We start from the raw sequence: 23,456 nt of genomic DNA, 5'->3' as shown, positions 1-23,456 counted from the left end.
ACACTCCCTGCGAGACCGCTAATGAGGCGACGGCGGCGCCTGTCCATGGCACGCCAACCGAGAGCGCCGTCTTTAATTTTGTCACTTCCTCGTGCCGTCAGTCGTACAGCGTGTACTCGTCGGTGAGCTCGTCGACGCGGTCGGCGACCTCGGCTTTCACGCTCTCGTCGTCGTAGTCGTCGACGACGCGGGAGATGAGGTCGGCGACCTCGCGGCAGGCCTCCTCGCCGAAGCCGCGGGTGGTGAGCGCGGGCGTGCCGGCGCGGATCCCCGAGGGGTTAAAGGCCGAGCGGGTCTCGCCGGGGACGGTGTTGGCGTTGAGGACGATGCCGACTTCCTCCAGGGCCGTCTCGGCGTCCTTGCCGGTCGTCTCGGGGTGGGACTCGCGCAAGTCGACCAGCACGAGGTGGGTGTCGGTCCCGCCCGACACCAGCGAGAAGCCGTGTTCCTGGAGTCGCTCGCCGAGCGCGCGGGCGTTGTCGACGACCTGCTGGGCGTACTCCTCGAACTCCGGTTCCAGCGCTTCCTTGAACCCGACTGCCTTGCCCGCGATGTTGTGCATCAGCGGGCCGCCCTGCGCGCCCGGGAACACCGCCGCGTCGACGTCGTCGGCGTACTCCTCCTCACACATGATGATGCCACCGCGGCCCGAGCGGATCGTCTTGTGTGTCGAGCCGGTGACGAAGTCGGCGACGCCGACCGGCGAGGAGTGGACGCCCGCGGCGACCAGGCCCGTGGTGTGGGCGATGTCGGCGAGGTGGTAGGCGCCCACGTCGTCGGCGACGCCCTGGATGCGCTCGAAGTCGATGTCGCGGGGGTACGCGGAGTAGCCCGAGACGACGATGTCGGGCTCGAACTCGGCGGCGGTCGCTGCGAGGTCCTCGTAGTCGATGTAGCCCGTCTCGGGGTCGACGCCGTACTGTTCGACCTCGTAGGTCTTGCCGGTGAAGTTGGCGGGGTGGCCGTGCGAGAGGTGGCCGCCGTGCTCGAGTTCCATCGAGAGGATCTTGTCCCCGGGCTCGAGCATCGCGAGGTAGACGCCCATGTTGGCCTGGGTACCGGAGTGTGGCTGGACGTTGACGTGGTCGGCCCCCCACAGTTCCTTCGCGCGCTCGCGGGCGAGTTCCTCGACGGTGTCGGCGTGCTCGCAGCCCGCGTAGTAGCGCTCGCCGGGGTAGCCCTCGGCGTACTTGTTGGTGAGTTCCGAGCCCTGGGCCTCCATGACGGCCTCGCTGGCGTGGTTCTCGCTGGCGATCATCGCCAGCGTGTCGTTCTGGCGCTCGCGCTCGCTCGCGAGTGCGTCCGCGACCGCGGGGTCGGTCTCCCTGACCCTGTCGTAGCTCATACCCGACCCACGGCCGTCGGGGGTAAGAATCTGCCTTTCCGCCCGCGCACCCGGGACCAGGCGGCACCGGCCCCGCCGGAGCAGCGACCGCCCGCGCGGTCCGCGGCTCCGTTAAATATATAGGATATATACCTCTATGTTGTTCTATGTTGTCATTCGTCGCACGCCGGCGGTTTCTTGCCAAGACCCTCACCTACCGGCTGACGAGCCTGGCGGTGACGGTGACGGTCGCCTACCTCGTGGTGGGTGACGGCGGGGCGGCGCTGGGCATCGGGCTCGGTGCGAGCCTCGTGAAGATGGGCGTCTACTACGCCCACGAGCGCGCCTGGGCGGCGGTCCTGCCGCCGCCACGGGTCGGGGGACAAGGCCGGCGCTGAGTGGCAAGGCCAACGCTGAAACCGCCGGCAGCCGAGGGGAAGGCATGGAGACGACGCGTCACTTCGTCGCGACGGTCTACGTCGTCAACGACGGCGCGACCGCGCTGCACCGCCACGACAAGCTCGACATGTGGCTTCCGCCCGGTGGCCACATCGACCGCGACGAGACCCCCCACGGGGCCGCCCGGCGGGAGGTGCGGGAGGAGCTCGGGATGGATGTCGAGCTGGTCGCGCCGCAGGACGGGGTCGACTCGCCGACCGCCGAGAGCATCCCCAAGCCCCAGCACTTCCTGCTGGAGGACATCAACACCTGCGGCGGCGAGGTCGGCCACCAGCATATCGACTTCGTCTTCTACGGGCAGGTCGAAAGCCGCGACATCACCCCCGGACCGGGCGAGCAGCCCGCCGCCGACTGGGAGTGGCTCACGCCGGGGGACCTGCGTGACCGGGCCGACGAACTCGAGGCGGACGTGGTCGAGGTCGGGCAACGGGCTATCGAGGCCGTGGAGTCGGTGTAGACTGCGATTGCACTTCGGCGCGCGCTGTCGCAGCCTCGTGCTGCGACGATGCCGCGCGAGGGGTGAGCGAGTGAGGGAGCTATGCGACCGAACGAGCGAATCGGCTGGGGAGGTGTGTGGCGTGCGTTGCGCGAACGAAGTGAGCGCAACGAGTGCGAGCGGTGTAACCGCGAGCATGGGTGGGACTGAAAGGGGCCGCGTTCTCGACGAAGCACGGCGTTCACGGCGGCGGAGCCGCCGTGAGCTCGGGAGAGCTTCGCTCTCCCGGTGACGCAAGCACCACAGGAGTGACCGGAGGGAACGACGAGGAGCGCAGCGAGCCGCGCGAGTCGAGAACGCGGGGGCTTTCTCTGGTCTCCGCCTACTGACGGAGAGAGCCCCGAGCCGCTGGACGGCTGCGACTCGCTGCGCTCCTCACTCGCGTCGCTCGTTGCGGTGCTTACGTCGTCTCGCTCGTCCAGCGGCTCGCCCCTCTCGACCCCGCCCGACGCCACACACCTCCCCAGCCGACTGCGTTGCTCGTCGCTCACTCCGTTCGCTCCTGCGCTACTCGCCCCTCGCACAGTGTTGTCGCGGCAGGAGCCGCGACAGCGCGCGCCGAAACGGAGATGAGGCGATTGTATCACGAACGAGGCGACTATACCACCAGCGATTCGACGTACCGCTGGACGTTGTCCTCCATCCGGGGCTTGAAGCCGTTCCGTCGGGCCAGCCGGGCGAGTTCGCGGTCGACGTGGCTGCCGTACTGGACAGCCCGCTTTTTCCGGAAGGCCAGCCGGTCGGGGAGCCACGCACGGGCCGCAAGCCGGAGCGCGCGCTTGCGCTCGCTGCCGCCCGCGAGCGCCTCGCCGTCGAGCGCCAGCGCCGCCCGAACCACGCGGTCGTGCAACAGCGGCGTGACGGGTTCGACACCCGCAGCCCGCAAGGCGAGCACGTCCCGCGGGAGCTGCCCGGGCAGCGACCCCAGCACCTCGCGGCGCGCCCCACGGACGGTCGTGGCCTCCACCCGGGAATCGGTGGGCGCGCCGGCGACTTTGTCGTAGCCGCCGAACAGCTCGTCGGCACCCTGGCCGAGCGCCAGCCGGTCGTGGCCGTCGGCGGCCGCCCGGCGGGCGACCAGAAACAGCGGGAGAGCGATCCCGACGTCCATCGGGTCCGTCCGGCCCGTCGCCGCCACCACCTCGGGCACCGCCGCCACCAGCCGGTCGTGGTCGAGTTTCACGACCCGCAGGTCCGCCTCGCGCCCGAGCAGGCGCGCCCCCTCGCGGGCGGCGGCCACGTCCGCGCTGTCCGAAAAGCCCGCGACGTACAGCGGCGCGTCCAGCCGGGCGGCCAGCAGCGCCGAGTCAACACCCCCCGAAAAGGCGACGGCGAGCCCGTCGGTCCCGCGGGCGGCAACCCCGTCCAGTGCCGCACCGAGCGCCCGCCGGACCGCCTCGACCGCTCCCCGGTCCCCGACCGGATCCGGGTCGGGAAGGCGCCAGACGCGCTCGGTCTCCACCCCTTCGCGGACGTGCCCGGCCGGGACCGGGACCGGCTCGTCGAGGTCGGCGGGGTCGTGACTCCAGTCCCCGTTCCCCGGGTCGGTGTACAGCGGTTCCCGGCCGAGCACGTCGCGGACGAGCCGGCCGTCGAGAGCGCCGGCGAAGCCGGTCGTGCCGGGTAGGGGGTCGCGGTCGGCGAGCGCCCGGCGGACGAGGTCGGGGTCGGCGCCGCGCATCAGTCGAGCAGGCGCTGGACGCGGCTGACCGCCCGGCGTTTGACGCCGCCGGCGGCCTGCCGGAAGCTGATGTAGAAGGGAGTGCGCCGGCCCTCGACGGTCGTCCGGCCCTCGCGGACCGCCTCAAGGATGGCCGCGGCGCTCCGTTCGTCGGTGTCGACGTGGGTGACCGCCTGGCCGACCATCTCGGCGATGTGGGCGTCGCTGCCGGCCGTCATCGGGAGCCCACGTCGGCGGGCGAAGCGCTCGGCCCGGCGGTTGGCTCGCCCGGTCAGCAGCCGGGAGTTGTAGATCTCGATGGCGTCAGCCTCCGCTAGTTCGTCCTCCGAGATGTTGGCGAGGACGCCGCTGCGGGAGGTCTGGAAGGGATGGGGGACCACCGCCACGCCGCCGAGGTCGTGGATCCGGTCGAGCGTCTCCGCGAAGGACAGCCCCTCGGGGACCAGTTCGCGCACGCCCAGCGCGAGCACGTGGCCGGCGGCGCTGGTGACCTCCATCCCCGGGATCCCGACGAGGTCGTACTCCGGGGCCAGGTCGGCGGCTTCCAGGCTGGCCTGGATGGCGTCGTGGTCGGTGACCGCGAGGCCGTCGAGGCCGACAGTTTGGGCCCGCTCGAGCAGCCGCTCGACGGGGTCACGGCCGTCGTACGAGGCCTCGGAGTGGGCGTGCAGTTCGACCGAGAGCACACCGGCTCTTGTGCAGGGAGTTAAAAAAGGTTCCCGGGTCACCGGGGGGAAACCGTCCGTTCTTAGCTGTACATCGGGTCGTCGTGGCGCGAGCCGCCGAAGTCGGGGTCGTAGATCTCTTCGTTTTCCGGCCCGGCGACGTCGATCTCGGCGAGCAGTCCCTTCCTGGCCACGCGGCTGAGCGCGTGGTCGACCAGCTTGATCCGCTCGGTCACCGGAAGCTCCATGTCGCCGACGAAACAGCTACCGGGCGCGACCTTCATCGTCTGGGCGAACCGGTCGGGGTCGCCCGCGACCGCGCCGTTCGGCCAGGCCTTCGTCCAGACGTTTCCGATCGGGTGGAAATTCGAGGTGACGTTCGGCCCCCCGTCGACCAGGAACACCCGGACGGTCTCGCCGACTTCGGCCTCGAGCGGGCCGTACCGGGCCGCGGCGTAGGCGTACTTTTCGCCGTTCAGGAGGACGTAGGTCGGCTCCTCGGCGGCCATCGCCTGGAAGTCGAAGCCGTGGTGGCCCTCCTCGCCGGTCGCCTTGTCCGTGTAGAGCTCGTGCTGGCCGAGGTAGAACTCCCGGTCGACCTCGGGCATCCCGTCCTCGGGCTCGACGAGGATCATCCCGAACATCCCTGCGGAGATGTGGTAGTCGAGGTTCGGGACCGCACAGTGGTAGATGAACGCGCCGGGGTAGCGGGCCTGGAACTTCAGCTTGTTCTGCTCGCCGGGGTTGACGCCGGTCGCCTCCGCACCCCCGCCGGTCCCGTAGGCGGCGTGGAAGTCGACGTTGTGGGGCATCCCGTTGCCCTCGGGGTTGCGGATGGTGAGTTCGACGGTGTCACCGCGCCGCACGCGGACCATCGGGCCGGGCACGGTCCCGTTGAAGGTCATGTAGTCGAACGTGACGCCGGGCTCGACCTCGGCGGTCACCTCCCGGACCTCGAGGTCGACCTCGACCGTCGCCGTGCTGTCCCGGTCGACCGGGTCTGGCAGGTCCGCGGGGTCCGCCGCGACCGAGTCCACGTCGGTCTGTTTGGGCGCAGGCGTGCCCGTGTCCGTCTGGACCGGGGCGGAGCCAGTCGACGGCGGGTCACTCTCAGTCTGCGGGGCGCCGGCACAGCCGGCGACCGACGCCACGCCCCCGATCCCGAGCGCCTGGAGCATCCGCCGCCGCGAAGTATCGAACATTGGTGGTCACCTTGCGTGTGGACGTGTGCGGAGGAACATCTTAAGGAGAATCAGGAGTATAAGGCGTCGAGAACGGGCGTGAACATGTTCGCGCGTCGAAGGACCCCCGGAGCAACACTGGGGGCGGGGCGGGTCTGCGAGCCCGTGACGAATAATCGGTTTTATGAGTGGCGACCGTGGCAGACACAGGTATGGACGGAGAGAGCGCGTACACGCGGCGGGGGTTGCTGAGAGCCGCCGGCGGGGCGACAGCGGCGGTCGCCGTCGCCTCGGCGGCCGGACCGGCCGCCGCACAGACCGACTTCGACGGCTGGCTCTCGGACGTGGGCAACTACGACGGGACGGTCGTCGACGCGACCGGACAGGAGGAGGCGACCGTTGAGGTCGGCGTCGAGGCCAACGGCGGCGCCTACGGCTTCGGTCCCGCCGCCGTCCAGGTCGACCCCGGGACGACGGTCCGCTGGGAGTGGACCGGCGAGGGCCAGCAGCACAACGTCGTCGACGAGGCCGGGAACTTCGAGAGCGACCTCACCTCGGAGGAGGGGTTCACCTACGAGCGAACCTTCGACTCCGCGGGCGTGGTGAAGTACTTCTGTCGACCCCACCGCGGACTCGGGATGAAAGGGGTCGTCGTCGTCGGCGACCTGCCCGACACCGGCGGCGAGGACGGCGGCGGTGGCAGTGGCGAGGGCGGCGGCGACGGTGGCGGTAGCGGTGGCGAGGGCGGCGGCGGTAACGGCGGCGAGGGTGGTGGCGGCGATTCCGGCCCGCCCAACTCCGCGAACGACACCGCGCTCCAGACCCTGGCTGCGATGATCGTGCTCGGGTTACTTTCGCCGCTGCTGTTTCTCGTCCTCCTGCGCCGCCGGCAGCGCGAGCAGTCCGACCGGCGGAGACGCTACACGCGGTGACACCGTGGACCACCGCGGGTCGAGACAGACGGCCGACCGCGCCGTCCGCGCGTCCCGTCGCCGTTCCGCCCCGCCCCGATGTCGGAGCGGTTTTATCCGTGGCGCGGGGAGTGCGGGGTAGGATGGTCCGTGACCCGTTCGCGGACGACGATACGCCGGACCTGCAAGCGGTGCTGGACGCGCTGGACGACCCGGACTGTCGGGCCATCGTGCGGGCACTGGAGGAACCGATGACCGCGGACGAGATCGCCGAGGCCGCGGACGTCCCCCTCTCGACGACCTACCGGAAGCTCGACCTGCTGACGGAGGCGTCGCTGCTCGACGAGGGGGTCGCGGTCCGGCCGGACGGCCAGCACGCCAGCCGGTACGCCGTCGCGTTCGAGGAGGTGGTCATCGGGCTCTCGGAGAGCCGGGAGTTCGAGGCCGACATCGCGCGCCGGCCCCGGTCGGCCGACGAACGGCTCGCTGACCTCTGGTCGGAGGTGCGCAAGGAAACATGAGTCCACACCAGATCACCACGCCGGTCGCCATCGTCGCGCTGAAGACGCTGACGTTGCTGCTGGGCGCACTCATCACCTACCTCTCCTACAAGGCCTACCGGCGGACCGGCGCCCCCGCCCTGCGGGCGCTGTCGATCGGGTTCGGGGTGGTGACCCTCGGCACGTTGCTTGCGGGGGTGCTCGACCAGGTCCTCCAGTTCCGGATCCAGGTCGGTCTGCTGGTCGAGAGCGCCCTCGTCACCGTCGGCTTCGCGGTCATCGTCTACTCGCTGTACACCGAGTAGGCAGATTTTCAGGCCGCAGGAACGCGCGCCGGAGTATAAGTACGAGCCCGGGAGACAGCCTGGCATGGAGGGGCAGTCATGGTAGCCGGCGAGGTCAGCGTCCTCCTCGTAGCGGCCAAGACCGTCACGCTGGTCTGTGGCGGTGCGCTCACGTTGCTCGCCGCCCGGGCCGCACGACGGACTGACTCGCCCGCCCTGCGCGCGCTTGCGCTCGGGATCGGCCTGCTCACCGCCGGAGCGCTGGCCGGCGGACTCGGACACCAGTATCTCGGGCTCTCGCTGGACGCCAGCGTCACCGCACAGAGCGTGTTCACCGCCCTCGGCCTCGGCGTGATGACCTACTCGCTGTACGCCGAGGGCGCCGGCCGCGACAGCTCCCGCGACCGCGAGGAAGCCGGCGGCGCGGCCGGCGACTGAACGCCTAAGTCCGTGCCGCCCGAGGAGGGTATATGAAGGTCTACACCGGCCGCGGCGACGAGGGGATGACCGACCTGCGGAACATGGACCGCGTCTCGAAGGCCAGCGGACGCATCGAGGCCTACGGCACCGTCGACGAACTCAACGCCCTAGTGGGGACGGTCCGGCCGACCGGCCACGACGACGTCGACGCCCAGCTCCGGGAGGCCCAGAATCACCTCCACATCGTCCAGGCTGACTTCGCCAACCCCGAGCCCGACGAGGACGACCCCGCCGTCCGCGAGGAGCACGTCGACCAGGTCGAGGGGTGGATCGACGGCTACGACGACGAACTCGACCCCCTCGAGTCCTTCATCCTCCCCAGCGGCTCGGGCCCCGGGTCGCGGCTGCACCACGCCCGCGCGGTCTGTCGCCGCGCCGAGCGCCGCGCGGTCGCCTTCGCCTCCGAGGAGGCCGCCGTCAACGAGACCGCCATCGTCTACCTCAACCGCCTCTCCGATGCGCTGTTTACCCTCGCCCGCGTGGTCAACAAGCGCGAGGGTGTCCGGGAGGAGAACCCCGAGTACTGAGCGCGTCCCGCCCCGCGAACTGCCGTACGACGCGGCAGCCTCCCGCCCACAAGGGATATATCTGTCCTTCGCGTACGGACAGATATGAACAAACACTTCGAGGACACCCGGTACTACCTCAAGCGCGCGGGCGAGACGGCAAAGCGGGGCATCAGCGAAGAGCTCGAGCCCCTTCAGGAGCGGGTCGCGGAGCTGACCGGCGGCGAGGAGGAGCCGGAGCCGAGCCGGCTCGAGGAGGTCAGAGCGGACCTGAAGGAGCTTCAGGGTCGCGCCGAGGGCGAGGCGGAGAAGGCCATCGGCAAGGCCCGCGAGCGACTCGGGCGGGGCGAAGGCGAAGATAATTCTTAAGTCCGGCCCCACGGTATCGGAAACCGGCAGGGCCGGTGATCTAGTTCGGTTATGATACCTCCTTCACACGGAGGAAGCCGGCGGTTCAAATCCGCCCCGGCCCACTGAGTTCTCGCGCCGCTCGCCTTCGAGCGGCGCGTGTGCGAGGCGGCTGGCGGATTTGAACCGCGCGAGACGAACGGAGTGAGTCTCGCAATCGAGTTCAGATCCGCCTCGAACCCCGGTGGGTCGTGCGAGGGTGCCGGGATTCCGACGGATCCGTTATATGCTAACAGACCGATGGAGGAGGTATGGCTGCAGACTTCCGTGGCGCGTTCCGGGGAGCGGTGGGCGCGCTGCTGTGGGTCGCCGGGACGGCGCTCGTGGCGCCGCTCGCCGGCGGCGTCCCGCTGGTAGGGGTGGCGCAGTTCGTCATCGAGGCCAGTCCGGGGGCCGTCTCGACGACGGCGATAGAGGCACTCGGCGAGGGCGCACAGCCGGCGCTGGTCGCGGGCCTGGGCATCGGCGCCCTCGCAGCCGGTGCCGCCCTCGGCGCGTACTGGTCGCGGGTCCCGGGGAGCCTCCGGCGGCCGGCGGTGCTGGTGCCGGTCGCACTCGCCGGGACGGCGGCCGCGGTCGCGACGGTCGCTGGCCCCCTGCCGGGACTCCTCGCGGCGACGCTGTTCGGGGCGCTCCCGCTCGTGGTCTACGGGCTTGCCCTCGGCGGGGCGGTGTCTCCCGGCGCGCCGGGTGCCGACGACGACCGGCGGCCCTTCCTCGGGAGCCTGGGAGCGGCGGTGCTCGGGCTGGTGGGCGTCGGGGCCGTCTCCGGCGCCCGGACGGTGCTGTTCCCGGGCGCGAGCGGGGGAGAGGATGGGGAGACCGAGCCGCTGCCCGCGCTCGACGGCGAGGACGCACAGGCGGCCAAGGAGGCCGGAACGACCGACGGGGCCGGAGCCGGGGCGACGGTGACCGCGACGCCGGAGGTGAGCCGTTCCGAGCGGGACGGCCAGGTGACGCTCTCGACGGCCGAGACCGACGCGGAGTTCGGGTTCGGCTTCGAGGGGATGCCCAGGCCGGTGACGCCGCTTGGCTCGCACTACGTGGTCGACAAGACCATCGACGACCCGGAGATCGACGACGAGAACTGGTCGCTGTCGGTCGGCGGGGCAGCCGGCGACACCTACGAGCTGACCTTCGAGGACCTGCTCGACCACCCCGAGAGCACCAGCCAGGTGGTGACGATGGTCTGCATCTCGAACCAGGTGGGCGGCGACCTCATCAGCACGGGTCGGTGGCGAGGGGTCCCGCTGCGGGCGCTGGTCGAACAGGCCGTGCCCGACGGCGAGGTCGTGGACGTCGTCACCAAATCCGCGGACGGCTACACCGAGGCGCTCCCCTGGTCGTACGTCCGCGACCACCCGGAGGTGCTGGTCGCCTACGGGCTGAACGGCCGGACCCTCTCGACGGAACACGGCGCCCCCGCGCGGTTGCTGGTCCCCGGGCGGTACGGGATGCGCTCGACGAAGTGGCTCACCGACATCGAACTCAGCACGGCCGACCACGTGGCCTACTGGGAGGAGCGGGGCTGGGACGAGGAGGCGGTCGTCAACACGCTCTCGTACATCCGGGCGGTCCAGCGCCGCGGGGGTCGGGTGGCCGTCGGCGGCGTCGCCTACGCCGGCTTCCGCGGGGTCGACCGGGTCGAGGTGAGTCTCGACGGCGGCGACACCTGGGTGGACGCCGACCTCGAGGAGCCGCCGGGGGAGTTCGCCTGGCACCGCTGGCGGGCGGTGGTCGAGCGCGCCCCCGGCGAGATGTCCATCCGGACCCGCGCGACCGACGGGACCGGCGAGGTGCAGACCAAGATCCCGAGCCAGCCCCACCCCGCCGGGTCGACCGGCTGGCACCGCAAGACCGTCGACCTGTAGGTCGGGCAGCCTACCCGTCCGCTGGGCGCGGCCGCCGGAGGACAGTCAGGAAGAGCCCCACTGAGAGGAGAAAGACCGCCGTCGCGACCGGGTACTGCGCGCGCATCAGCGTCGCAGCGACCGAGCCAGAGCCCAGCGAGCCGAACAGGCCGGCCAGGAGCGGGGCCGTACAGCTCACGCAGGCGAAGAGGCCGAGCACGCCCGGCGCCGTCGCCCGGAGGGTTCGCTGGACCGCCAGCGCCCCCAGCACCCCCAGCGTCACGTAGCCGACGACGAGGAAGGGGACCAGGACCACCCGCACAAGCGGGCCGCCGTAGACGAGCGCGGGACCCCAGCCGGGCGCAGCGAGATACACCTCCACCCCGGGGCTCGCGGTGGGGGAGCCGACGAGTCCGGCCGAAAACAGGAGCACGAGCGTGTACGCGGCGCCGGCAGCGAGCGCCCGGCGGCCGAGGCCGGGGAGGCGGTCGCGGACCCGCCAGAGCGCGAGCGCGCTGGCGAGCAGCCAGACGACGGGGTAGACGACCTGCTCGGCGGAGGCGACCGTCGGCTCGACGGCGAGGGTGTAGCCGAGCGCGAGGCCGGCGACGACCGCGACGCCGACCCAGCGCAGCGGCGGCGTGGGAGTCCGGTGTCCGTACATCGTCCTACGAGCGGGCGTTGTGGCTCGTCCGGGTGACGTCGGCGAGGATGGCCAGCGCCCCGACCACCACCACCCCGGCCAGCATGTACGGGACCGGCGGGAGCGTGACGCCGAAGAACATCCCGGCGACGGTCCGGGCCTCGAACCAGAGGACGAGGCCGACGACCACCGCGACGAGCAGCCCGCCGCGGGTGCGGACGGGTGGCCGGCGGTCGCTCATGCGACCACCTCCAGTGCGCGCACCACGGGGTCGGCGACAGCCGCCTGGAGCCCGGCGAGCGAGTCGGGGGTGAGCGCCGCGGGATACGCCGCCCCGCCGGGGCCGAGCAGGCCGCTGTCGGCGATGATCGACCCGAGCGGGAGCGCGTAGGCCAGCACGACCAGCACGACCGCGATCCCCGACCAGAGCGCGAGGTTGTCGAGCACCCGGGGGCTGTCCTCGGGGCCGGACAGCGCGGCCGGCAGCCGCTGGCCGAGCCCGGAGCGGGTCGGCTGGGCCAGCGAGAGCGCCAGGTTCGACAGGAACAGCAGCGTCGAGACGAACAGCAGCGTACCCCCGAGGGCGAGCTGGATGTTCAGCTCGCTGACGCCACCGAAGGTCGTCGCGAACTCGAAGCCCTGGTACTGGGGCTCGGCGGTCCGCCGGGGGATCCCGAACAGGCCGGCGACGTGCATGGCGTTTGACATCAGCGCCATCCCGCCGAACCAGAGCACGACCTGCGCGAGGGCGATCGGCCGGGAGTAGAGCCGGCGGTTGGTCAGCTGTGGCCACAGCCAGTAGGTGCCGGCCATGAACGTGAGCGCGACGGCGGTCCCGACGGTGAGGTGGAAGTGGCCGGGCACCCACAGCGTGTTGTGGACGAGGTAGTTGATGTTCATGCCGGCGTTGACCATCCCGGAGAAGCCGCCGGCGGCGAACATCAGCCCCGCGAGCGCCATCCCGGTGAATGCGGGGTCGCGCCACGGGAGCGCCCGCAGCCAGCCCAGCAGGCCGGTCCCGCCGCGCTGGCGGGCGCCGTGCTCGATGCTGGCGACGACGGTAAAGGCCGTCAGCAGGCTGGGCAACAGCAGGAACATCGTGTTGGTCATCGCGATGAACTTGAACCCCTGTGCGATCCCGGGGTCCATGTACTGGTGGTGGATCCCCACCGGCGTCGACAGGAGGACGAAGAGGACGAAGACCACGCGCGCGAGCGGGTCGCTGAACAGCCGGCCGCCGGCGATCTTCGGCATCACCGTGTACCACAGCAGGTAGGCCGGCAGCAGCCAGAAGTAGACGACCGGGTGGCCGAAAAACCAGAACAGCGTCCGGGTGAGAAGCGGGTTGACCTGGTCGATGAACCCGAGCGACCACGGCAACAGGAAAAACAGCACCGAGACGGCCACGCCGATCGTGGCGATATACCACATGATCATCGTCGTCAGCACCATAAAGGCCTGCAGCGGGATCCGCTCGTCGGGGTGCTCGCGGCGCCAGCCGAGCCAGGTGCGGAACCAGTCCACCCCGGCGAGCCACGTCCCGACGAGGAACACCGCGAGCCCCGCGTAGAACAGCGGGTGGGCCTGCAGCGGCGCGTAGAAGGTAAAGAGCACGTCCGCGCTGGCGTCGACCTCGCTGATCACGCCGGAGATGATCGCCGCCCCGGTCAGAAGCGACCCCAGCGACATCAGGGCCAGCCAGGTCTTCGTGAAGGTGATGTTCGGGGGCGAGCGGTCGAGACTGCGGGTGATCGCCCACTGGAAGACCCCGACCAGAAAGAAGATCGTGAAGACGATCACGAGCAACACGCCGTGCAGCGTCAGCACCGTGTAGTAGTCCGCCGAGGGGATGAGCCGGAGGATGTTCGTGCGGTGAAGCGCCTGGATGATCCCCGCCAGCGCGCCGATCCCGAGCGCCACGAAGGCCACGAGGAAGGCCCGCCGGACGACCGACGCCTCCTCGGGATACCTGGTCGCGAACGTCGGCGTCCCCTCTTCGGTCGCCATCAGCTGTCACCCCCCAGACGCTCAGTCTGACTGCCCGTGCCGTTGTACTCCTCGGGCGGGACGACCTGCATCAGTCCTTCCATGGTGTGGTGGCCGCTACCGCAGTACTCGTTGCAGACGATGCCGTACTCGGCGGGCTCGCCGACCTCGACGGTCAGCTCGCTCACCTCTCCCGGGATCACCATCGTGTTCGCGTTCGTGCCGGCCACGCCGAAGCCGTGGACGACGTCGGCGGAGGTGATGTAGAAGTTGACCGTGCTGTTTGCCGGCACCGTGATCGGGGCAAAGCCCTGGGTCGAGGAGCCGGGTTCGAAGTAAAATCGGTGGGCGACGACGTAGACGTCGTACTCGTTGGGGCCGACCTGCTCGACGCCGGGGTCAGCGAAGTCGGGGTGCTCCCCGAGCGCGTCCGGGTCGACGGTCTCCCCGCTGTCGTCGACCATCTCGACACCCGCCCCCAGGGCACCGTAGGTAATGGTCGCGACAAAGCCCGTGATCAGAAGCAGCGACAGCCCGAGCCAGAGTTTCTCGTAGGTGTGGATGTGCATGTGTGGTCACCCCACGACCACCAGCTCGTTGCCGAGAAACTCGACGAAGTACATGAACACCCACATCACGCCGAGGACGACGAGGTAGGCGAGGATGAGCGCGAGCGTCCCCTTGGGGTCGAACTCCTCGTAGGAGATGCTCCGCTGGTTCCCTTCCTGCGTGACCGGAGCGGAGATGCTCCGTTCCGCATCCGGCGCGATCTCCCCGTCGGTGGTGTCGACGGTATCGACTGGTGTCTCTGAACCGCCGTTCATACTCCTGCCTCACCTGTTCGGTGTATTAATACGGCCGCGGATTCCCAGATGCTTGGAACGGGGGGAACTGAAATATAGAGCGGTTCTGCATAGACCACAGTATGGAAATCACGCCACGCCTGGTCGGCCTGCTCGCGCTGGTCGCGCTGGTCCCTGCGGCGGCCTTCGTCGTCGTGCGCGCGGAGTGGCTCGCGGCCGTCACGCTCGTCAACGTCGTTCTGATCGCCGGGAGCCTGGCGGTCGCGCTCTCCCCCCACGACGAGGACCACCCGGAGGACCCGGGCGGGGTGTAAGCGGACGATGGGGCTGTCAGCCGGGGTGCTCGCCCTCGTGGGGGAGGGACTCAGCGGGAACGTCGACCTCCTGCTGTTTCTGGTCGTGGGCGCGCTCGGGGGTGCACACTGCCTGGGGATGTGTGGCCCGCTCGTGGCGACCTACGCCGACCGGGTAACCGCCCAGCGCCCGGCGGGTACCCGGGAGCGGGTCACCCTGTTCGACGTCCGACAGCACGGCCTGTTCAACCTCGGACGGACGGTCGGCTACGTCGCGGTCGGGGCGCTGCTGGGGCTGGTCGGGAGCGTCGTGGTCGGGACGGCCGCGGCGGTGACCCCTGTCGCGGCCACGGTTCGAGGGGTCGTGGGGGTCGTCGTCGGCCTGTTCATCGTCGCCGCGGGCGTGGGATATCTCGCCCGCGGGACCGGCAGCGCTGGCGCGCTCACCGACGCCCCCCTGGTCGGCGGGGCGTTCCGGCGGGTGTCGGGCTTCCTGACCGCGCGGGTCGACCGGCTGGCCGGCTCGGCCGGCATCGTCGGCCTCGGGACCGTCCACGCCCTGCTCCCCTGCCCGATCCTCTATCCCGCGTACCTCTACGCCTTCGCGGTCGGTGACCCGGTCCGGGGGGCGCTCGCGCTCGGAGCACTCGGGGTCGGGACCATTCCCACGCTGCTTGCCTACGGGCTCGCGGTCGGGTCGCTGTCTGTCGGCCACCGGCGGGTACTGCACCGCGCGATGGGCGCCGCCTTCCTGCTTTTGGGCTACCTGCCGCTGGCCCACGGGCTGATGTTGCTCGGCGTCGGCCTCCCGTACCCGGACGTCCCCTTCTACCAGCCCCTGTGACCATGTCCTGTACCCTCTGTGACCTGGACGTGCCGGCCGAGCCCGTGACCGACCCCGAGGTCGACGGCGAGTACTGCTGTCGGGGCTGTCTCGAGGTCGCCCGCTCGCTGGGTGACGTCGGGGACGTCGAGAGCGAGACGCCGGAGGACCTGCTCGAGACCGGCGCGGACGACGCGGAGGGGGAGGTGGCCTACCTCTCTGTCGACGGGATGCACTGTGCGACCTGCGAGCTCTTTCTGGAGTCGACGGCCACCGACCACGAGGGGGTCGAAGCCGCCGCCGCCAGCTACGCGACGGAGACGATGAAGGTGGTCTACGACCCCGACCGGCTGGCCGGCGAGCGGCTGCCGGAGCTGGTCTCGGGGACGGGCTACGAGGCCCGCGAGCGGGCCGTCGAGCGCGAGGAAGAGAGCGACCCCCGGGTCGCCAGGCTGCTCGTGGGCGGCTTCTTCGCGATGATGGCGATGGTCTCCTACGCGCTGTTCATCTACCCCCAGCACTTCGGGTTCGACCCCGTCGTCGACTTCGGTGTCTTCGGGCGGGGTTACCTGCTCGGACAGGTGTGGCTGTTCGCGAGCGTCGTGCTCTTCTACACGGGGTATCCGCTGTTGCGCGGGGCCTACGTCAGCCTGCGGGCCGGGCAGCCGAACATGGACCTGCTGGTGGCGCTGGCCGCCACCTCGGCGTACCTCTACAGCACGGCCGTCGCAGTCGGCGGCGGGCTCGACGTCTACTTCGACGTCACTATCGCCGTCGTGATGGTCGTGACGGCGGGCACCCACTACGAACAGCGGGTCAAAAGGCGGGCGGTCGGCCTGCTCGCCGACCTGACTGCCGACCGCGTCGAGACCGCCCGCACGCCCGACGGCGAGACGCTCGACATCGAGGACGTGACTCCGGGAGCGGAGCTGCTCGTGCGACCGGGCGAGCGCGTCCCCCTTGACGGGACGGTCACGGAAGGGGTGGCGGCCGTCGACGAGGCGCTGGTGACCGGGGAGTCGCTGCCGGTCACAAAACGGCCCGGCGACGAGGTCGTCGGCGGGGCGGTCGTCACGGACGCGCCGCTGGTCGTCGCGGTCGGCGAGGAGGCGGCGAGCACGCTCGACCGGATCGTCGGCCTGATGTGGGAGATCCAGAGCGCGCGCCCGGGCGTCCAGCAGCTGGCGGACAAGCTGGCGACGGTGTTCGTGCCGCTGGTGTCGGTACTCGCGGTCGTCGTCGCGGCCGGAACGCTCGTCCTCGGCGGGTCCGTGACCGCGGCCGTCCTCGTCGGACTGACGGTGCTGGTGGTCTCCTGCCCGTGTGCGCTCGGGCTCGCGACGCCGCTGGCGGTGGCGGCGGGGACCCGCCGGGCCGCCGAGGAGGGGGTCGTCGTGGCCTCGGAGACCGTCTTCGAGACGCTGCCGGACGTGGAGACGGTCGCCGTCGACAAGACCGGGACGCTGACCAGCGGCGCCATGACCGTCGTCGACACGGTCGGCGAGCCGGAGGTGCTGGCCCGCGCCGCGGCCCTGGAGCGGTACTCCAGCCACCCGGTCGCCGACGCCGTCGTCTCCGCCGCCGGGGCGGCAGGGGCCGAAGAGGGCGGAGACGCCAGCCGACCCACCGTCGACGGTGCCGACGGCCCCGGCGGGGCCGCGAGCGCGGACGGCGGGATGGCGGCCCCGGCGGCCGACGGCGCAAGCGTCGACGTCGAGCCCAAGGGTGTCGCCGGCCCGGTGGAGGGCGCCGAGACGGTCGTCGGCCACCCCGACCTCTTCGAGGAGCGGGGCTGGACGGTCCCGGAGCGCCACCGCGAGCGGGCGGCCGAGGCCCGCGAGGCGGGTGCCGTCCCCGTGCTCGTCGGGTGGGACGGCCGGTGTCGGGGCGTGCTGGTCGTCGCAGACCGGCCCCGGGCGGACTGGGACGCGGTGGTCGAGACGCTGGGCGAGGACCGCCGTGTGGTCGTGCTCACCGGCGACGACAGCGCCGCGGCCGAGCGCTTCGCCGACCACGGCGCCGTCGACGAGGTGTTCAGCGGCGTCCCCCCGGACGGGAAGGTGGCCGCCGTCCAGCGGCTCCGCGAGGACGGCCGGGTGGCGATGGTCGGGGACGGGGTCAACGACGCGCCCGCGCTGGCGGCCGCGGACGTCGGCGTCGCGCTCGCCCGCGGGACGGAACTCGCGACCGACGCCGCCGACGCCGTGGTGACCGACGGGCGGCTCGGAGCCGTCCCGACACTGTTCGAGGTCGCCAGCCGGACCCGCCAGCGGGTGCGCGGGAACCTCGCGTGGGCCTTCGGGTACAACGCCGTCGCCGTGCCGCTGGCGGCGACGGGCATGCTGAACCCCCTGTTCGCGGCGCTGGCGATGGGAACGAGCAGCCTGCTCGTGGTCCTCAACTCCAGCCGGGCGGTCGTTCCCGGCGACTGAGAACGGGACCAGTAATTTTGAAGGGAGAGACCGGATCTGCACGTATGCCAGGGGACAACGAGACCGACGCGCCCACGCGTGGCGAGCAGTTCCTCAAGTACGCCGGCGCCGCGGGCATCGTCATCGCGGTGGGGCTGGCGCTGCTGGTCGTCGCGCTCACCCTCCTGCCGGCAGTCCCGGCGCCGTCCGCCCAGCTGCTCGCACCCGCCGTCTTCACGCTGCTGTTGCTCGCGGTGGCCTCGGTGCTCAGCCGCCGCGGGAAGCGCCGCCCCGACGCGTGAAGGGTGGCCCCGAGCCCCACATTTTTGCCCATTCGATCATCCCTCTCGACTGCCAGAACCTACAACGGAAATAAGGGGCGTAAAACAATTATAATCGCGGGTCCTACCGCGCGGTATGGCGACACGGGAGGACCCGTCGCCGGCCTCGCACAGGTGTGGCTGTGGGGAGACTTTCGAGTCGACCGAGGAACTTCTGGAGCACGCCCGGGAGGACCACGGACTGTTCGTTGGGTAGCGGGGAACGGGACGGCGGCTCAGGTGGCCGGGAACAGCCGGAGCCAGCCCCGCAGACACGCCCCGCTACACCAGTGAAACCGTGCCCGGGACCCGCTCGTTCGGTCGAGTACCGTCGCTTCGAGGTGCCACTCGTCCTCGTAGCAGTGACCCGAACAGCCCGGGCAGTCCCGGACGGTCGCCGAGTCCGGGTCCCGGCCGACCGAGACGGCCTCGAGGTACCGGCCGCCGCCGAGTTCGATCGGGGTCGCGAGCCTCATTCGAGCAGCGTCTCCGCGACCGCGAGCGCCGACGATTCGGGACCGCGGACGACCACTGCCGTGGTCACGTCGCCGTCGGTCCAGTAGGCCGCCGCGCCCCCCTGGGCGCTGGCGACGGTCACCGACCGGTCCGCGACGCGGCGGGTCTCGCCCTCCCCGGGGACGCGGTCGGCCGTCGTCACCGCGACGTAGGCGGTGCCGTACTCGGTGTCGTAGGCCGCCGTGGCCGTGGTCTCGCCGTCGTAGTTCGCGACGACCACCTCCTCGAAGCCGTAGCTGTCACGGAGGTCCGGCAGGTCGAGGGCGGTCGCGGACTGGGCCGCCCCGAAGGAGTCGTAGGTCTCGCGGTCGGCGTCCGGGACCTCCCTGCCGCCGTCGGTCGGCGGCCGGTAGGTGCTCTCGTGGACGCTCACGCCGAAGCGCGTGTCGCTGAACCGGACCGTGACCGTCCCGTTCTCGCCGGTCGCCTGGGCCTTCAGCACCGTGTACTCCTCGCGGTCGACCCACAGCCTGCCCTCCGTGTCGATGCTCTCGTTGGTCGAGACGACCCTGAGGACGTGGGCCTCCTGGCCGCCGACGGTCTCCGTCCCGACCCGGGTGGCGGTGACGTTGTCGCCGTAGCGCTCCCGGAACTGCTCGTAACTGCCGTACTCGGCCTCGTACTCGGCGTGGCGCTGCTCGAGTTCCCCCTCGTCGTAGACGCGTGCCAGCCCGGTCGCCGGGTCGTACACCCAGGCGTGGGTGCCGTTGGTCCCCGCGACGACCGTACTGCCGTCGGCGTGGACGGTCACCCGGCTGTTGTTCCCCTCGGCGACGGCGTACTCGACGGTCGCGGCGTACCGGTCGGAGCCGTTGGTCGCGAGCACCTCCGCGGTCCCGACGACGGTCTCCGCGCCGTCGTAACGCTGCTCGACGTTCTCCAGAACGTCCTCCCCGGAGAGTTGCTCCCCGGCGGACCCGAACAGGCTCGCGCCCACCACGCCGGTCGCCACGACCAGCACCGCCGCGAGCAGGAGCGGGAAGTACCGTCTGACCGAACCCCGGACGTCCTTCATTAGTTCAAGGTAGGGCGCCAGGAGTATAGACCCTTTGTCGGCGCCAGTCGCGGGAGGCTGTGGTGGGGCCGTGGCCCCGGCGGACATGCGGCGGGAGCGACGCCGGCATACAGGTATATCCGCCCACGGCACCTACTGTGGGTGTGGCAGAGACGGTACACACACCGGAGCCAGTCGTCGCGCTCGAGGGCGTCTCGAAGACCTACGAGCTCGGCGGCGAGACCGTCGAGGCGCTGGCCGACGTCTCGCTGTCGCTCCCGGCGGGGTCTTACACTGCGGTCATGGGACCCAGCGGCTCGGGCAAGTCGACGCTCCTGAACCTCGTCGGCGGGCTCGACACCCCCGGCGAGGGGACGGTGACCGTCGGCGGGCGCGAACTCGGGTCGCTCTCCGAGCGCGAGCGGGCTGCGGTCCGCGGCGGCGAGGTCGGGTTCGTCTTCCAGACGTTCAACCTCATGCCCCGGCTGACCGCCGTCGAGAACGTCGCGCTGCCGCTGGTCTTCCAGGGGTGGGACAGAGACGAGCGCACCGCCCGCGCCGAGAAGCTGCTGGCCGACGTCGGGCTGGACGACCGGCTGAACCACCGGCCGACCGAACTCAGCGGCGGCCAGCGCCAGCGGGTGGCCATCGCCCGCGCACTCGCGCCGGGCCCCGCCGTCCTCCTGGCCGACGAGCCGACCGGCAACGTCGACACCGACACCGGCGCGCGGGTGATGGGGCTGCTCGACGACCTCCACGCCGCGGGGAACACCATCCTGCTGGTGACCCACGAACGCCGCATCGCCGAGCACGCCGACCGGGTCGTCCACGTCCGGGACGGCGTCGTCGAACGCATCGAGGACCTCGAGGACGGCGACCCGACTCCCCCCGGGGAGGGCTGAGATGGACTTCCGGGAGACACTCAGCATCGCGGTCCGGTCGCTGCGCTCGCACAGGCTCCGCTCGGCGCTGACCGTCCTGGGGGTCGTGGTCGGCATCGCTGCGGTGGTCACCTTCGTGACCGTCGGCGCCAGCCTGAGAGCCGACATCGTCGGGGAGGTCGAGGGGTCGAGTGCCAACAACATCTACCTGCTCTCGACACCGGCCGACGACGGGGGGCCGCCCGATGCTCCCCGTCCCGTGTTCACCGAACACGACGTCTCCCAGCTCCGCGAGGTCGACGGCGCGGTCAGGGTGGTCCCGCAGGGGAGCCTCCCGGTCAGTGCGCTGACCTACGGCAACGACACCGTCGGCCGCCAGCAGGTGACCGCCACCACGCCGGCGGCCTTCGAGGGAGCGACCTTCCTCGCGGGCCGGGCCTTCGAGTCCGGGGCCCGGGAGGTGGTCGTCAACGAGCGCGCCCGGACGGCCTTCGACCGGAACCTCTCGGTCGGCGACGAGCTCCGGGTGACCCGCCGGGACGGCGACGCGACCAACGTGACCGTCGTCGGTGTCGTCAACAGCACGGGGACCGAACTCCCCTTCCAGTCCTTCGTCTCGCAGTCCCGCTTTTACTTCCCGACGGAGCCGTTCTACGACACCGTCGTCGAGAGCCCCGCACTGGGTGTGAACCAGCGGGTCTACCTCCAGGTGACCGTCGTCGCCGACCCCGGCGGCCTGACTGCCACGCAGGCGGCGGTCCGCGAGTACCTGGAGGGGTCCGACGCCGCGGCCCTCCAGCCCTCGGGCTACGACCTCTCGGCGCGGACCAGCGGCGACATCGCCGACAGCCTCGAGGACCTCGTGAACCGGCTGACCCGCTTCGTGACCGGGCTCGCGGTGCTCTCGCTGCTGGTCGGCGCCATCGGCATCGCCAACATCATGCTGGTCAGCGTCACCGAGCGCACCCGGGAGATCGGGATCATGAAGGCCGTCGGCGGGCGCAACCGCGACGTGCTCGTGCTCTTTCTGACCGAGGCGACGCTGCTTGGCGCCGTCGGCGCGCTCGTCGCCGTCCCGGTCGGGCTCGCGGGCGCCTGGGTGGCCACCGGGTACGCCGACATCGGGCTGACCGTCCCCCTGGGATGGGTCGCCGTCGCCATCGCCGTCGGCCTGCTGGTCGGGGCGCTCTCGGGGCTGTACCCCGCCTGGCGGGCCGCCCGGGTCGACCCCATCGACGCGCTCAGACGGGAGTGACCCGCAGGGCCGGAGACACCGCCGGCTCCGCATACCTTTATTCCGGCCGCCGTCGACAGCCGAGGTATGGAGAGTGCTACCACGACACAGAATCGCCACACGACCCGGTCGACAGGAGCGAGCGAACCATGAGCGCGAAAGCCCGCAGCCGGTGGGGGTGGGGGTTCGAGGGCGAGATGCCAGCCGGAGAGACCCTCCGCGAGCAGAAGGCGTTCATGGAGGAGGAACTCGGTTTCCCGGAGCTGCCGGTGCTGGAGCCGGTCCCCGTGGAGGAGGCGACGGTTCCGGAGCCGACAGTCGGCGTCCCCGACCGCCTGGCCGACTTCTGTACCGCCGACCGGGGCCCGCGGATGCGCCACACCTACGGGATGGCCGAGCCGGAGAACATCCGCGCGTTCCACGGCGACTTCTCGCCGGCGCCGGACCTCGTCGCGCGCCCGCGGACCGAAGACGAGGTCGCCGAGACGCTGGCGTGGGCGTCAGAGGCGAACGTCGCAGTCACGCCCGTCACCGGCGGCACCGGCGTCGTCGGCGGGAGCGGCCCCCCGGAGGGCGAGCTGCGCGCGGCCTACGACGGGACGCTCGCGCTGAACCTCCGGGAACTCGACCGGGTGCTGGAGGTCGACGAGGACTCGCGGGCCGCCCGCATCCAGGGGGGTGCGCTCGGGCCGGACCTGAACGACCAGCTCTCCGAGCACGACCTCCACCTCCGTCACTACCCCCAGTCGTACCCGCTGTCGGGACTGGGCGGGTGGATCGCCACCCGCTCGGGGGGGCACTACGCCACCCGCTACACCCACATCGACGAACTCGTCGAGAGCGTGCGGATGGTCGCGCCGGCGGGCGTCTTCGAGACCCAGCGCCTGCCCGCCCACGGCGCCGGCCCGGACGCCGACCGGCTCGTCTGTGGCTCGGAGGGGACCCTGGGCGTGGTGACGGAGGCCTGGATGCAGGTCCAGCCCCGCCCCACCTACCGTTCGGACGCCGCGGTCTACTTCGACGGCGTCCCCGAAGCGGCGGAGGGGATCCGCCGGGTCGTCCAGGCGGGGCTGGCGCCGGCCAACTGCCGGCTGCACGACCGCGTCGAGACGAGCATGTACGGCCTCTCGGACATCGAGCGCGAGCTCGTGGTGCTGGGCTTCGAGTCCGCCGACCACCCGACCGACGGCGACCTCGACCGTGCCCTGGAGCTCTGTGCGGAGGTCGGCGGGGAGTGTCCGGACGGACCGGACCACTACGGCCCCGGCTTCGGCAGCGAACGCCCGGAGGATTCTGACGTGGCGCGGTGGGGTGCGGCCTTCCAGATGAGCGGCGCCCCGAGCGCGAACATCCCGCTTGCTGTCGTCCGCGGGACCGTCGAAACGGCGGTCACCTGGGACGCCTTCCCCGACTTCCACGACGCGATGCTGGAGTCGATGACCGCGGCCGTCGAGGAGGAGTGCGGGATGGGCCACGTCTCCACCCGCTTCACCCACGTCTACCCGGACGGGCCCGCCCCATACTACACCTTCATGGCGCCGGCCGACCGCGACCCCGACCGCCGTATCGAGCAGTGGCGGGCGGTCAAGCGCGCCGGCCTCGATACGGTGATGGAGTACGACCTCACCCCGACCCACCACCACGCCGTCGGCCGTGACCACAAGGAGTGGTACGCCCAGCAGATCCCCGACAACTACGGGGAGACCCTGCAGGCGGTCAAGGGGGTGCTCGACCCGGCGGACGTGATGAACCCCGGCGTGCTGGTCGACCCGCCCGGGCACTCCTGAGCCGCCCGGCCCAGCGAGGC

28 protein-coding genes and 1 tRNA gene are annotated in these 23,456 nt (G+C 71.2%); 18 read left to right on the top strand and 11 right to left on the bottom strand.

Features of this window, described 5'->3' with window-relative positions; all coding sequences use genetic code 11:
• Positions 1 to 97 precede the first annotated feature (97 nt).
• Positions 98 to 1,345, bottom strand: coding sequence for a serine hydroxymethyltransferase (gene glyA / locus GN153_RS02355; RefSeq protein ID WP_159899382.1), 1,248 nt, complete (start codon positions 1,343 to 1,345; stop codon positions 98 to 100).
• Positions 1,346 to 1,494: 149 nt separating this feature from the next.
• Between glyA and GN153_RS02350 the strand changes: the two genes are divergently transcribed.
• Both GN153_RS02350 and GN153_RS02345 read left to right on the top strand, forming a co-directional pair.
• The gene (locus GN153_RS02350; protein WP_236544736.1) at positions 1,495 to 1,722 is read left to right on the top strand and encodes a DUF2061 domain-containing protein; all 228 of its coding nucleotides are present in this window, start codon (positions 1,495 to 1,497) and stop codon (positions 1,720 to 1,722) included.
• A gap of 44 nt (positions 1,723 to 1,766) precedes the next feature.
• The gene (locus GN153_RS02345; protein ID WP_159899378.1) at positions 1,767 to 2,240 is read left to right on the top strand and encodes an NUDIX hydrolase; all 474 of its coding nucleotides are present in this window, start codon (positions 1,767 to 1,769) and stop codon (positions 2,238 to 2,240) included.
• 637 nt (positions 2,241 to 2,877) lie between these two features.
• On the opposite strand, the gene GN153_RS02340 is transcribed toward GN153_RS02345, so the two are convergent.
• The 3 genes from GN153_RS02340 to nirK form a co-directional block, all read right to left on the bottom strand.
• The gene (locus GN153_RS02340) at positions 2,878 to 3,960 is read right to left on the bottom strand and encodes an asparagine synthase C-terminal domain-containing protein (protein ID WP_159899376.1); all 1,083 of its coding nucleotides are present in this window, start codon (positions 3,958 to 3,960) and stop codon (positions 2,878 to 2,880) included.
• A complete protein-coding gene (locus GN153_RS02335) occupies positions 3,960 to 4,646 on the bottom strand; it encodes a CehA/McbA family metallohydrolase (protein ID WP_159899374.1) in 687 nt (228 codons plus the stop codon). Before GN153_RS02335 ends, GN153_RS02340 begins: the two co-directional genes overlap by 1 nt.
• 62 nt (positions 4,647 to 4,708) lie before the next feature.
• Positions 4,709 to 5,827, bottom strand: coding sequence for a copper-containing nitrite reductase (nirK, locus tag GN153_RS02330; protein ID WP_159899372.1), 1,119 nt, complete (start codon positions 5,825 to 5,827; stop codon positions 4,709 to 4,711).
• Positions 5,828 to 6,018: 191 nt separating this feature from the next.
• Here nirK and GN153_RS02325 point away from each other — a divergent pair, with 191 nt between their 5' ends.
• From GN153_RS02325 to GN153_RS02290, 8 genes are all read left to right on the top strand, one after another.
• A complete protein-coding gene (locus GN153_RS02325) occupies positions 6,019 to 6,738 on the top strand; it encodes a halocyanin domain-containing protein (RefSeq protein WP_159899370.1) in 720 nt (239 codons plus the stop codon).
• A gap of 122 nt (positions 6,739 to 6,860) precedes the next feature.
• The gene (locus tag GN153_RS02320; protein ID WP_159899368.1) at positions 6,861 to 7,238 is read left to right on the top strand and encodes a winged helix-turn-helix domain-containing protein; all 378 of its coding nucleotides are present in this window, start codon (positions 6,861 to 6,863) and stop codon (positions 7,236 to 7,238) included.
• Positions 7,235 to 7,522 (top strand): DUF7521 family protein, encoded by a 288-nt coding sequence (locus GN153_RS02315; protein WP_159899366.1) that lies wholly within the window; start codon positions 7,235 to 7,237, stop codon positions 7,520 to 7,522. The genes GN153_RS02320 and GN153_RS02315 overlap by 4 nt, the downstream gene beginning before the upstream one ends.
• A gap of 78 nt (positions 7,523 to 7,600) precedes the next feature.
• Positions 7,601 to 7,939: a DUF7521 family protein gene (locus GN153_RS02310; RefSeq protein ID WP_159899364.1), complete on the top strand. Its 339-nt coding sequence runs from the start codon at positions 7,601 to 7,603 to the stop codon at positions 7,937 to 7,939.
• Positions 7,940 to 7,971: 32 nt separating this feature from the next.
• On the top strand, positions 7,972 to 8,508 hold the full coding sequence (locus GN153_RS02305) for a cob(I)yrinic acid a,c-diamide adenosyltransferase (RefSeq protein WP_159899362.1): 537 nt from the start codon (positions 7,972 to 7,974) through the stop codon (positions 8,506 to 8,508).
• An 84-nt stretch (positions 8,509 to 8,592) separates the two neighbouring features.
• Positions 8,593 to 8,856, top strand: a complete 264-nt coding sequence (locus tag GN153_RS02300; RefSeq protein WP_159899360.1) for a DUF7553 family protein — start codon at positions 8,593 to 8,595, stop codon at positions 8,854 to 8,856.
• Positions 8,857 to 8,885: 29 nt separating this feature from the next.
• Positions 8,886 to 8,960 (top strand) — tRNA-Val (locus GN153_RS02295).
• Positions 8,961 to 9,146: 186 nt separating this feature from the next.
• Positions 9,147 to 10,766, top strand: coding sequence for a molybdopterin-dependent oxidoreductase (locus tag GN153_RS02290; RefSeq protein ID WP_159899358.1), 1,620 nt, complete (start codon positions 9,147 to 9,149; stop codon positions 10,764 to 10,766).
• A gap of 10 nt (positions 10,767 to 10,776) precedes the next feature.
• Here GN153_RS02290 and GN153_RS02285 read toward each other — a convergent pair whose 3' ends face one another.
• From GN153_RS02285 to GN153_RS02265, 5 genes are read right to left on the bottom strand one after another with little or no spacing between them, the layout of a single operon-like run.
• Entirely contained in the window at positions 10,777 to 11,409 is a 633-nt protein-coding gene (locus GN153_RS02285) for a DUF7546 family protein (RefSeq protein ID WP_159899356.1), read from the bottom strand.
• Between the two features lie 4 nt (positions 11,410 to 11,413).
• A complete protein-coding gene (locus tag GN153_RS02280; protein WP_159899354.1) occupies positions 11,414 to 11,629 on the bottom strand; it encodes a hypothetical protein in 216 nt (71 codons plus the stop codon).
• Complete coding sequence (locus GN153_RS02275) at positions 11,626 to 13,395, bottom strand: b(o/a)3-type cytochrome-c oxidase subunit 1 (protein ID WP_159899352.1); 1,770 nt, start codon at positions 13,393 to 13,395, stop codon at positions 11,626 to 11,628. The genes GN153_RS02280 and GN153_RS02275 overlap by 4 nt, the downstream gene beginning before the upstream one ends.
• Entirely contained in the window at positions 13,395 to 13,943 is a 549-nt protein-coding gene (locus GN153_RS02270) for a cytochrome c oxidase subunit II (RefSeq protein ID WP_159899350.1), read from the bottom strand. Before GN153_RS02270 ends, GN153_RS02275 begins: the two co-directional genes overlap by 1 nt.
• Positions 13,944 to 13,949: 6 nt before the next feature.
• On the bottom strand, positions 13,950 to 14,198 hold the full coding sequence (locus GN153_RS02265; RefSeq protein WP_236544735.1) for a hypothetical protein: 249 nt from the start codon (positions 14,196 to 14,198) through the stop codon (positions 13,950 to 13,952).
• Between the two features lie 101 nt (positions 14,199 to 14,299).
• Between GN153_RS02265 and GN153_RS02260 the strand changes: the two genes are divergently transcribed.
• From GN153_RS02260 to GN153_RS17620, 5 genes are all read left to right on the top strand, one after another.
• Entirely contained in the window at positions 14,300 to 14,491 is a 192-nt protein-coding gene (locus tag GN153_RS02260; protein ID WP_159899348.1) for a hypothetical protein, read from the top strand.
• Positions 14,492 to 14,498: 7 nt separating this feature from the next.
• Entirely contained in the window at positions 14,499 to 15,314 is an 816-nt protein-coding gene (locus tag GN153_RS02255; RefSeq protein ID WP_159899346.1) for a sulfite exporter TauE/SafE family protein, read from the top strand.
• Positions 15,315 to 15,316: 2 nt separating this feature from the next.
• Positions 15,317 to 17,725, top strand: a complete 2,409-nt coding sequence (locus GN153_RS02250; protein WP_159899344.1) for a heavy metal translocating P-type ATPase — start codon at positions 15,317 to 15,319, stop codon at positions 17,723 to 17,725.
• A gap of 44 nt (positions 17,726 to 17,769) precedes the next feature.
• Entirely contained in the window at positions 17,770 to 18,006 is a 237-nt protein-coding gene (locus GN153_RS02245) for a hypothetical protein (RefSeq protein WP_159899342.1), read from the top strand.
• 115 nt (positions 18,007 to 18,121) lie between these two features.
• Positions 18,122 to 18,241, top strand: coding sequence for a C2H2-type zinc finger protein (locus GN153_RS17620; protein WP_236544734.1), 120 nt, complete (start codon positions 18,122 to 18,124; stop codon positions 18,239 to 18,241).
• A 19-nt stretch (positions 18,242 to 18,260) separates the two neighbouring features.
• On the opposite strand, the gene GN153_RS02240 is transcribed toward GN153_RS17620, so the two are convergent.
• Together GN153_RS02240 and GN153_RS02235 are read right to left on the bottom strand one after the other, a co-directional pair.
• Complete coding sequence (locus GN153_RS02240; RefSeq protein ID WP_159899340.1) at positions 18,261 to 18,500, bottom strand: hypothetical protein; 240 nt, start codon at positions 18,498 to 18,500, stop codon at positions 18,261 to 18,263.
• Positions 18,497 to 19,555, bottom strand: coding sequence for a LolA family protein (locus GN153_RS02235; protein WP_159899338.1), 1,059 nt, complete (start codon positions 19,553 to 19,555; stop codon positions 18,497 to 18,499). The genes GN153_RS02240 and GN153_RS02235 overlap by 4 nt, the downstream gene beginning before the upstream one ends.
• Positions 19,556 to 19,692: 137 nt before the next feature.
• On the opposite strand from GN153_RS02235, the gene GN153_RS02230 reads away from it, so the two are divergent.
• The 3 genes from GN153_RS02230 to GN153_RS02220 all read left to right on the top strand — a co-directional run bounded on the left by GN153_RS02230 (position 19,693) and on the right by GN153_RS02220 (position 23,436).
• Complete coding sequence (locus tag GN153_RS02230; RefSeq protein ID WP_394350871.1) at positions 19,693 to 20,436, top strand: ABC transporter ATP-binding protein; 744 nt, start codon at positions 19,693 to 19,695, stop codon at positions 20,434 to 20,436.
• A gap of 1 nt (position 20,437) precedes the next feature.
• On the top strand, positions 20,438 to 21,670 hold the full coding sequence (locus GN153_RS02225; protein WP_159899334.1) for an ABC transporter permease: 1,233 nt from the start codon (positions 20,438 to 20,440) through the stop codon (positions 21,668 to 21,670).
• Positions 21,671 to 21,798: 128 nt separating this feature from the next.
• A complete protein-coding gene (locus GN153_RS02220) occupies positions 21,799 to 23,436 on the top strand; it encodes an FAD-binding oxidoreductase (RefSeq protein WP_159899332.1) in 1,638 nt (545 codons plus the stop codon).
• Positions 23,437 to 23,456 lie beyond the last annotated feature (20 nt).

Origin of the sequence: Salinirussus salinus, from assembly GCF_009831455.1 — an archaeon.
Classification (GTDB): Archaea; Halobacteriota; Halobacteria; order Halobacteriales; family Haloarculaceae; genus Salinirussus; species Salinirussus salinus.
This window is presented reverse-complemented; position numbering and strand designations above follow the sequence as displayed.

Excerpts from the sequence above, each read along its gene's own strand:
- GN153_RS02250 (WP_159899344.1), top strand. The coding sequence starts at position 15,317 with ATGTCCTGTACCCTCTGTGACCTGGACGTGCCGGCCGAGCCCGTGACC.
- GN153_RS02280 (WP_159899354.1), bottom strand. The coding sequence starts at position 11,629 with ATGAGCGACCGCCGGCCACCCGTCCGCACCCGCGGCGGGCTGCTCGTC.
- nirK (WP_159899372.1), bottom strand. The coding sequence starts at position 5,827 with ATGTTCGATACTTCGCGGCGGCGGATGCTCCAGGCGCTCGGGATCGGG.
- GN153_RS02300 (WP_159899360.1), top strand. The coding sequence starts at position 8,593 with ATGAACAAACACTTCGAGGACACCCGGTACTACCTCAAGCGCGCGGGC.
- GN153_RS02310 (WP_159899364.1), top strand. The coding sequence starts at position 7,601 with ATGGTAGCCGGCGAGGTCAGCGTCCTCCTCGTAGCGGCCAAGACCGTC.
- GN153_RS02290 (WP_159899358.1), top strand. The coding sequence starts at position 9,147 with ATGGCTGCAGACTTCCGTGGCGCGTTCCGGGGAGCGGTGGGCGCGCTG.
- GN153_RS02265 (WP_236544735.1), bottom strand. The coding sequence starts at position 14,198 with ATGAACGGCGGTTCAGAGACACCAGTCGATACCGTCGACACCACCGAC.
- GN153_RS17620 (WP_236544734.1), top strand. The coding sequence starts at position 18,122 with ATGGCGACACGGGAGGACCCGTCGCCGGCCTCGCACAGGTGTGGCTGT.
- GN153_RS02285 (WP_159899356.1), bottom strand. The coding sequence starts at position 11,409 with ATGTACGGACACCGGACTCCCACGCCGCCGCTGCGCTGGGTCGGCGTC.
- GN153_RS02340 (WP_159899376.1), bottom strand. The coding sequence starts at position 3,960 with ATGCGCGGCGCCGACCCCGACCTCGTCCGCCGGGCGCTCGCCGACCGC.
- GN153_RS02245 (WP_159899342.1), top strand. The coding sequence starts at position 17,770 with ATGCCAGGGGACAACGAGACCGACGCGCCCACGCGTGGCGAGCAGTTC.
- GN153_RS02315 (WP_159899366.1), top strand. The coding sequence starts at position 7,235 with ATGAGTCCACACCAGATCACCACGCCGGTCGCCATCGTCGCGCTGAAG.
- GN153_RS02345 (WP_159899378.1), top strand. The coding sequence starts at position 1,767 with ATGGAGACGACGCGTCACTTCGTCGCGACGGTCTACGTCGTCAACGAC.
- GN153_RS02240 (WP_159899340.1), bottom strand. The coding sequence starts at position 18,500 with ATGAGGCTCGCGACCCCGATCGAACTCGGCGGCGGCCGGTACCTCGAG.
- GN153_RS02320 (WP_159899368.1), top strand. The coding sequence starts at position 6,861 with ATGGTCCGTGACCCGTTCGCGGACGACGATACGCCGGACCTGCAAGCG.
- GN153_RS02305 (WP_159899362.1), top strand. The coding sequence starts at position 7,972 with ATGAAGGTCTACACCGGCCGCGGCGACGAGGGGATGACCGACCTGCGG.
- glyA (WP_159899382.1), bottom strand. The coding sequence starts at position 1,345 with ATGAGCTACGACAGGGTCAGGGAGACCGACCCCGCGGTCGCGGACGCA.
- GN153_RS02270 (WP_159899350.1), bottom strand. The coding sequence starts at position 13,943 with ATGCACATCCACACCTACGAGAAACTCTGGCTCGGGCTGTCGCTGCTT.
- GN153_RS02225 (WP_159899334.1), top strand. The coding sequence starts at position 20,438 with ATGGACTTCCGGGAGACACTCAGCATCGCGGTCCGGTCGCTGCGCTCG.
- GN153_RS02235 (WP_159899338.1), bottom strand. The coding sequence starts at position 19,555 with ATGAAGGACGTCCGGGGTTCGGTCAGACGGTACTTCCCGCTCCTGCTC.
- GN153_RS02220 (WP_159899332.1), top strand. The coding sequence starts at position 21,799 with ATGAGCGCGAAAGCCCGCAGCCGGTGGGGGTGGGGGTTCGAGGGCGAG.
- GN153_RS02255 (WP_159899346.1), top strand. The coding sequence starts at position 14,499 with ATGGGGCTGTCAGCCGGGGTGCTCGCCCTCGTGGGGGAGGGACTCAGC.
- GN153_RS02325 (WP_159899370.1), top strand. The coding sequence starts at position 6,019 with ATGGACGGAGAGAGCGCGTACACGCGGCGGGGGTTGCTGAGAGCCGCC.
- GN153_RS02275 (WP_159899352.1), bottom strand. The coding sequence starts at position 13,395 with ATGGCGACCGAAGAGGGGACGCCGACGTTCGCGACCAGGTATCCCGAG.
- GN153_RS02260 (WP_159899348.1), top strand. The coding sequence starts at position 14,300 with ATGGAAATCACGCCACGCCTGGTCGGCCTGCTCGCGCTGGTCGCGCTG.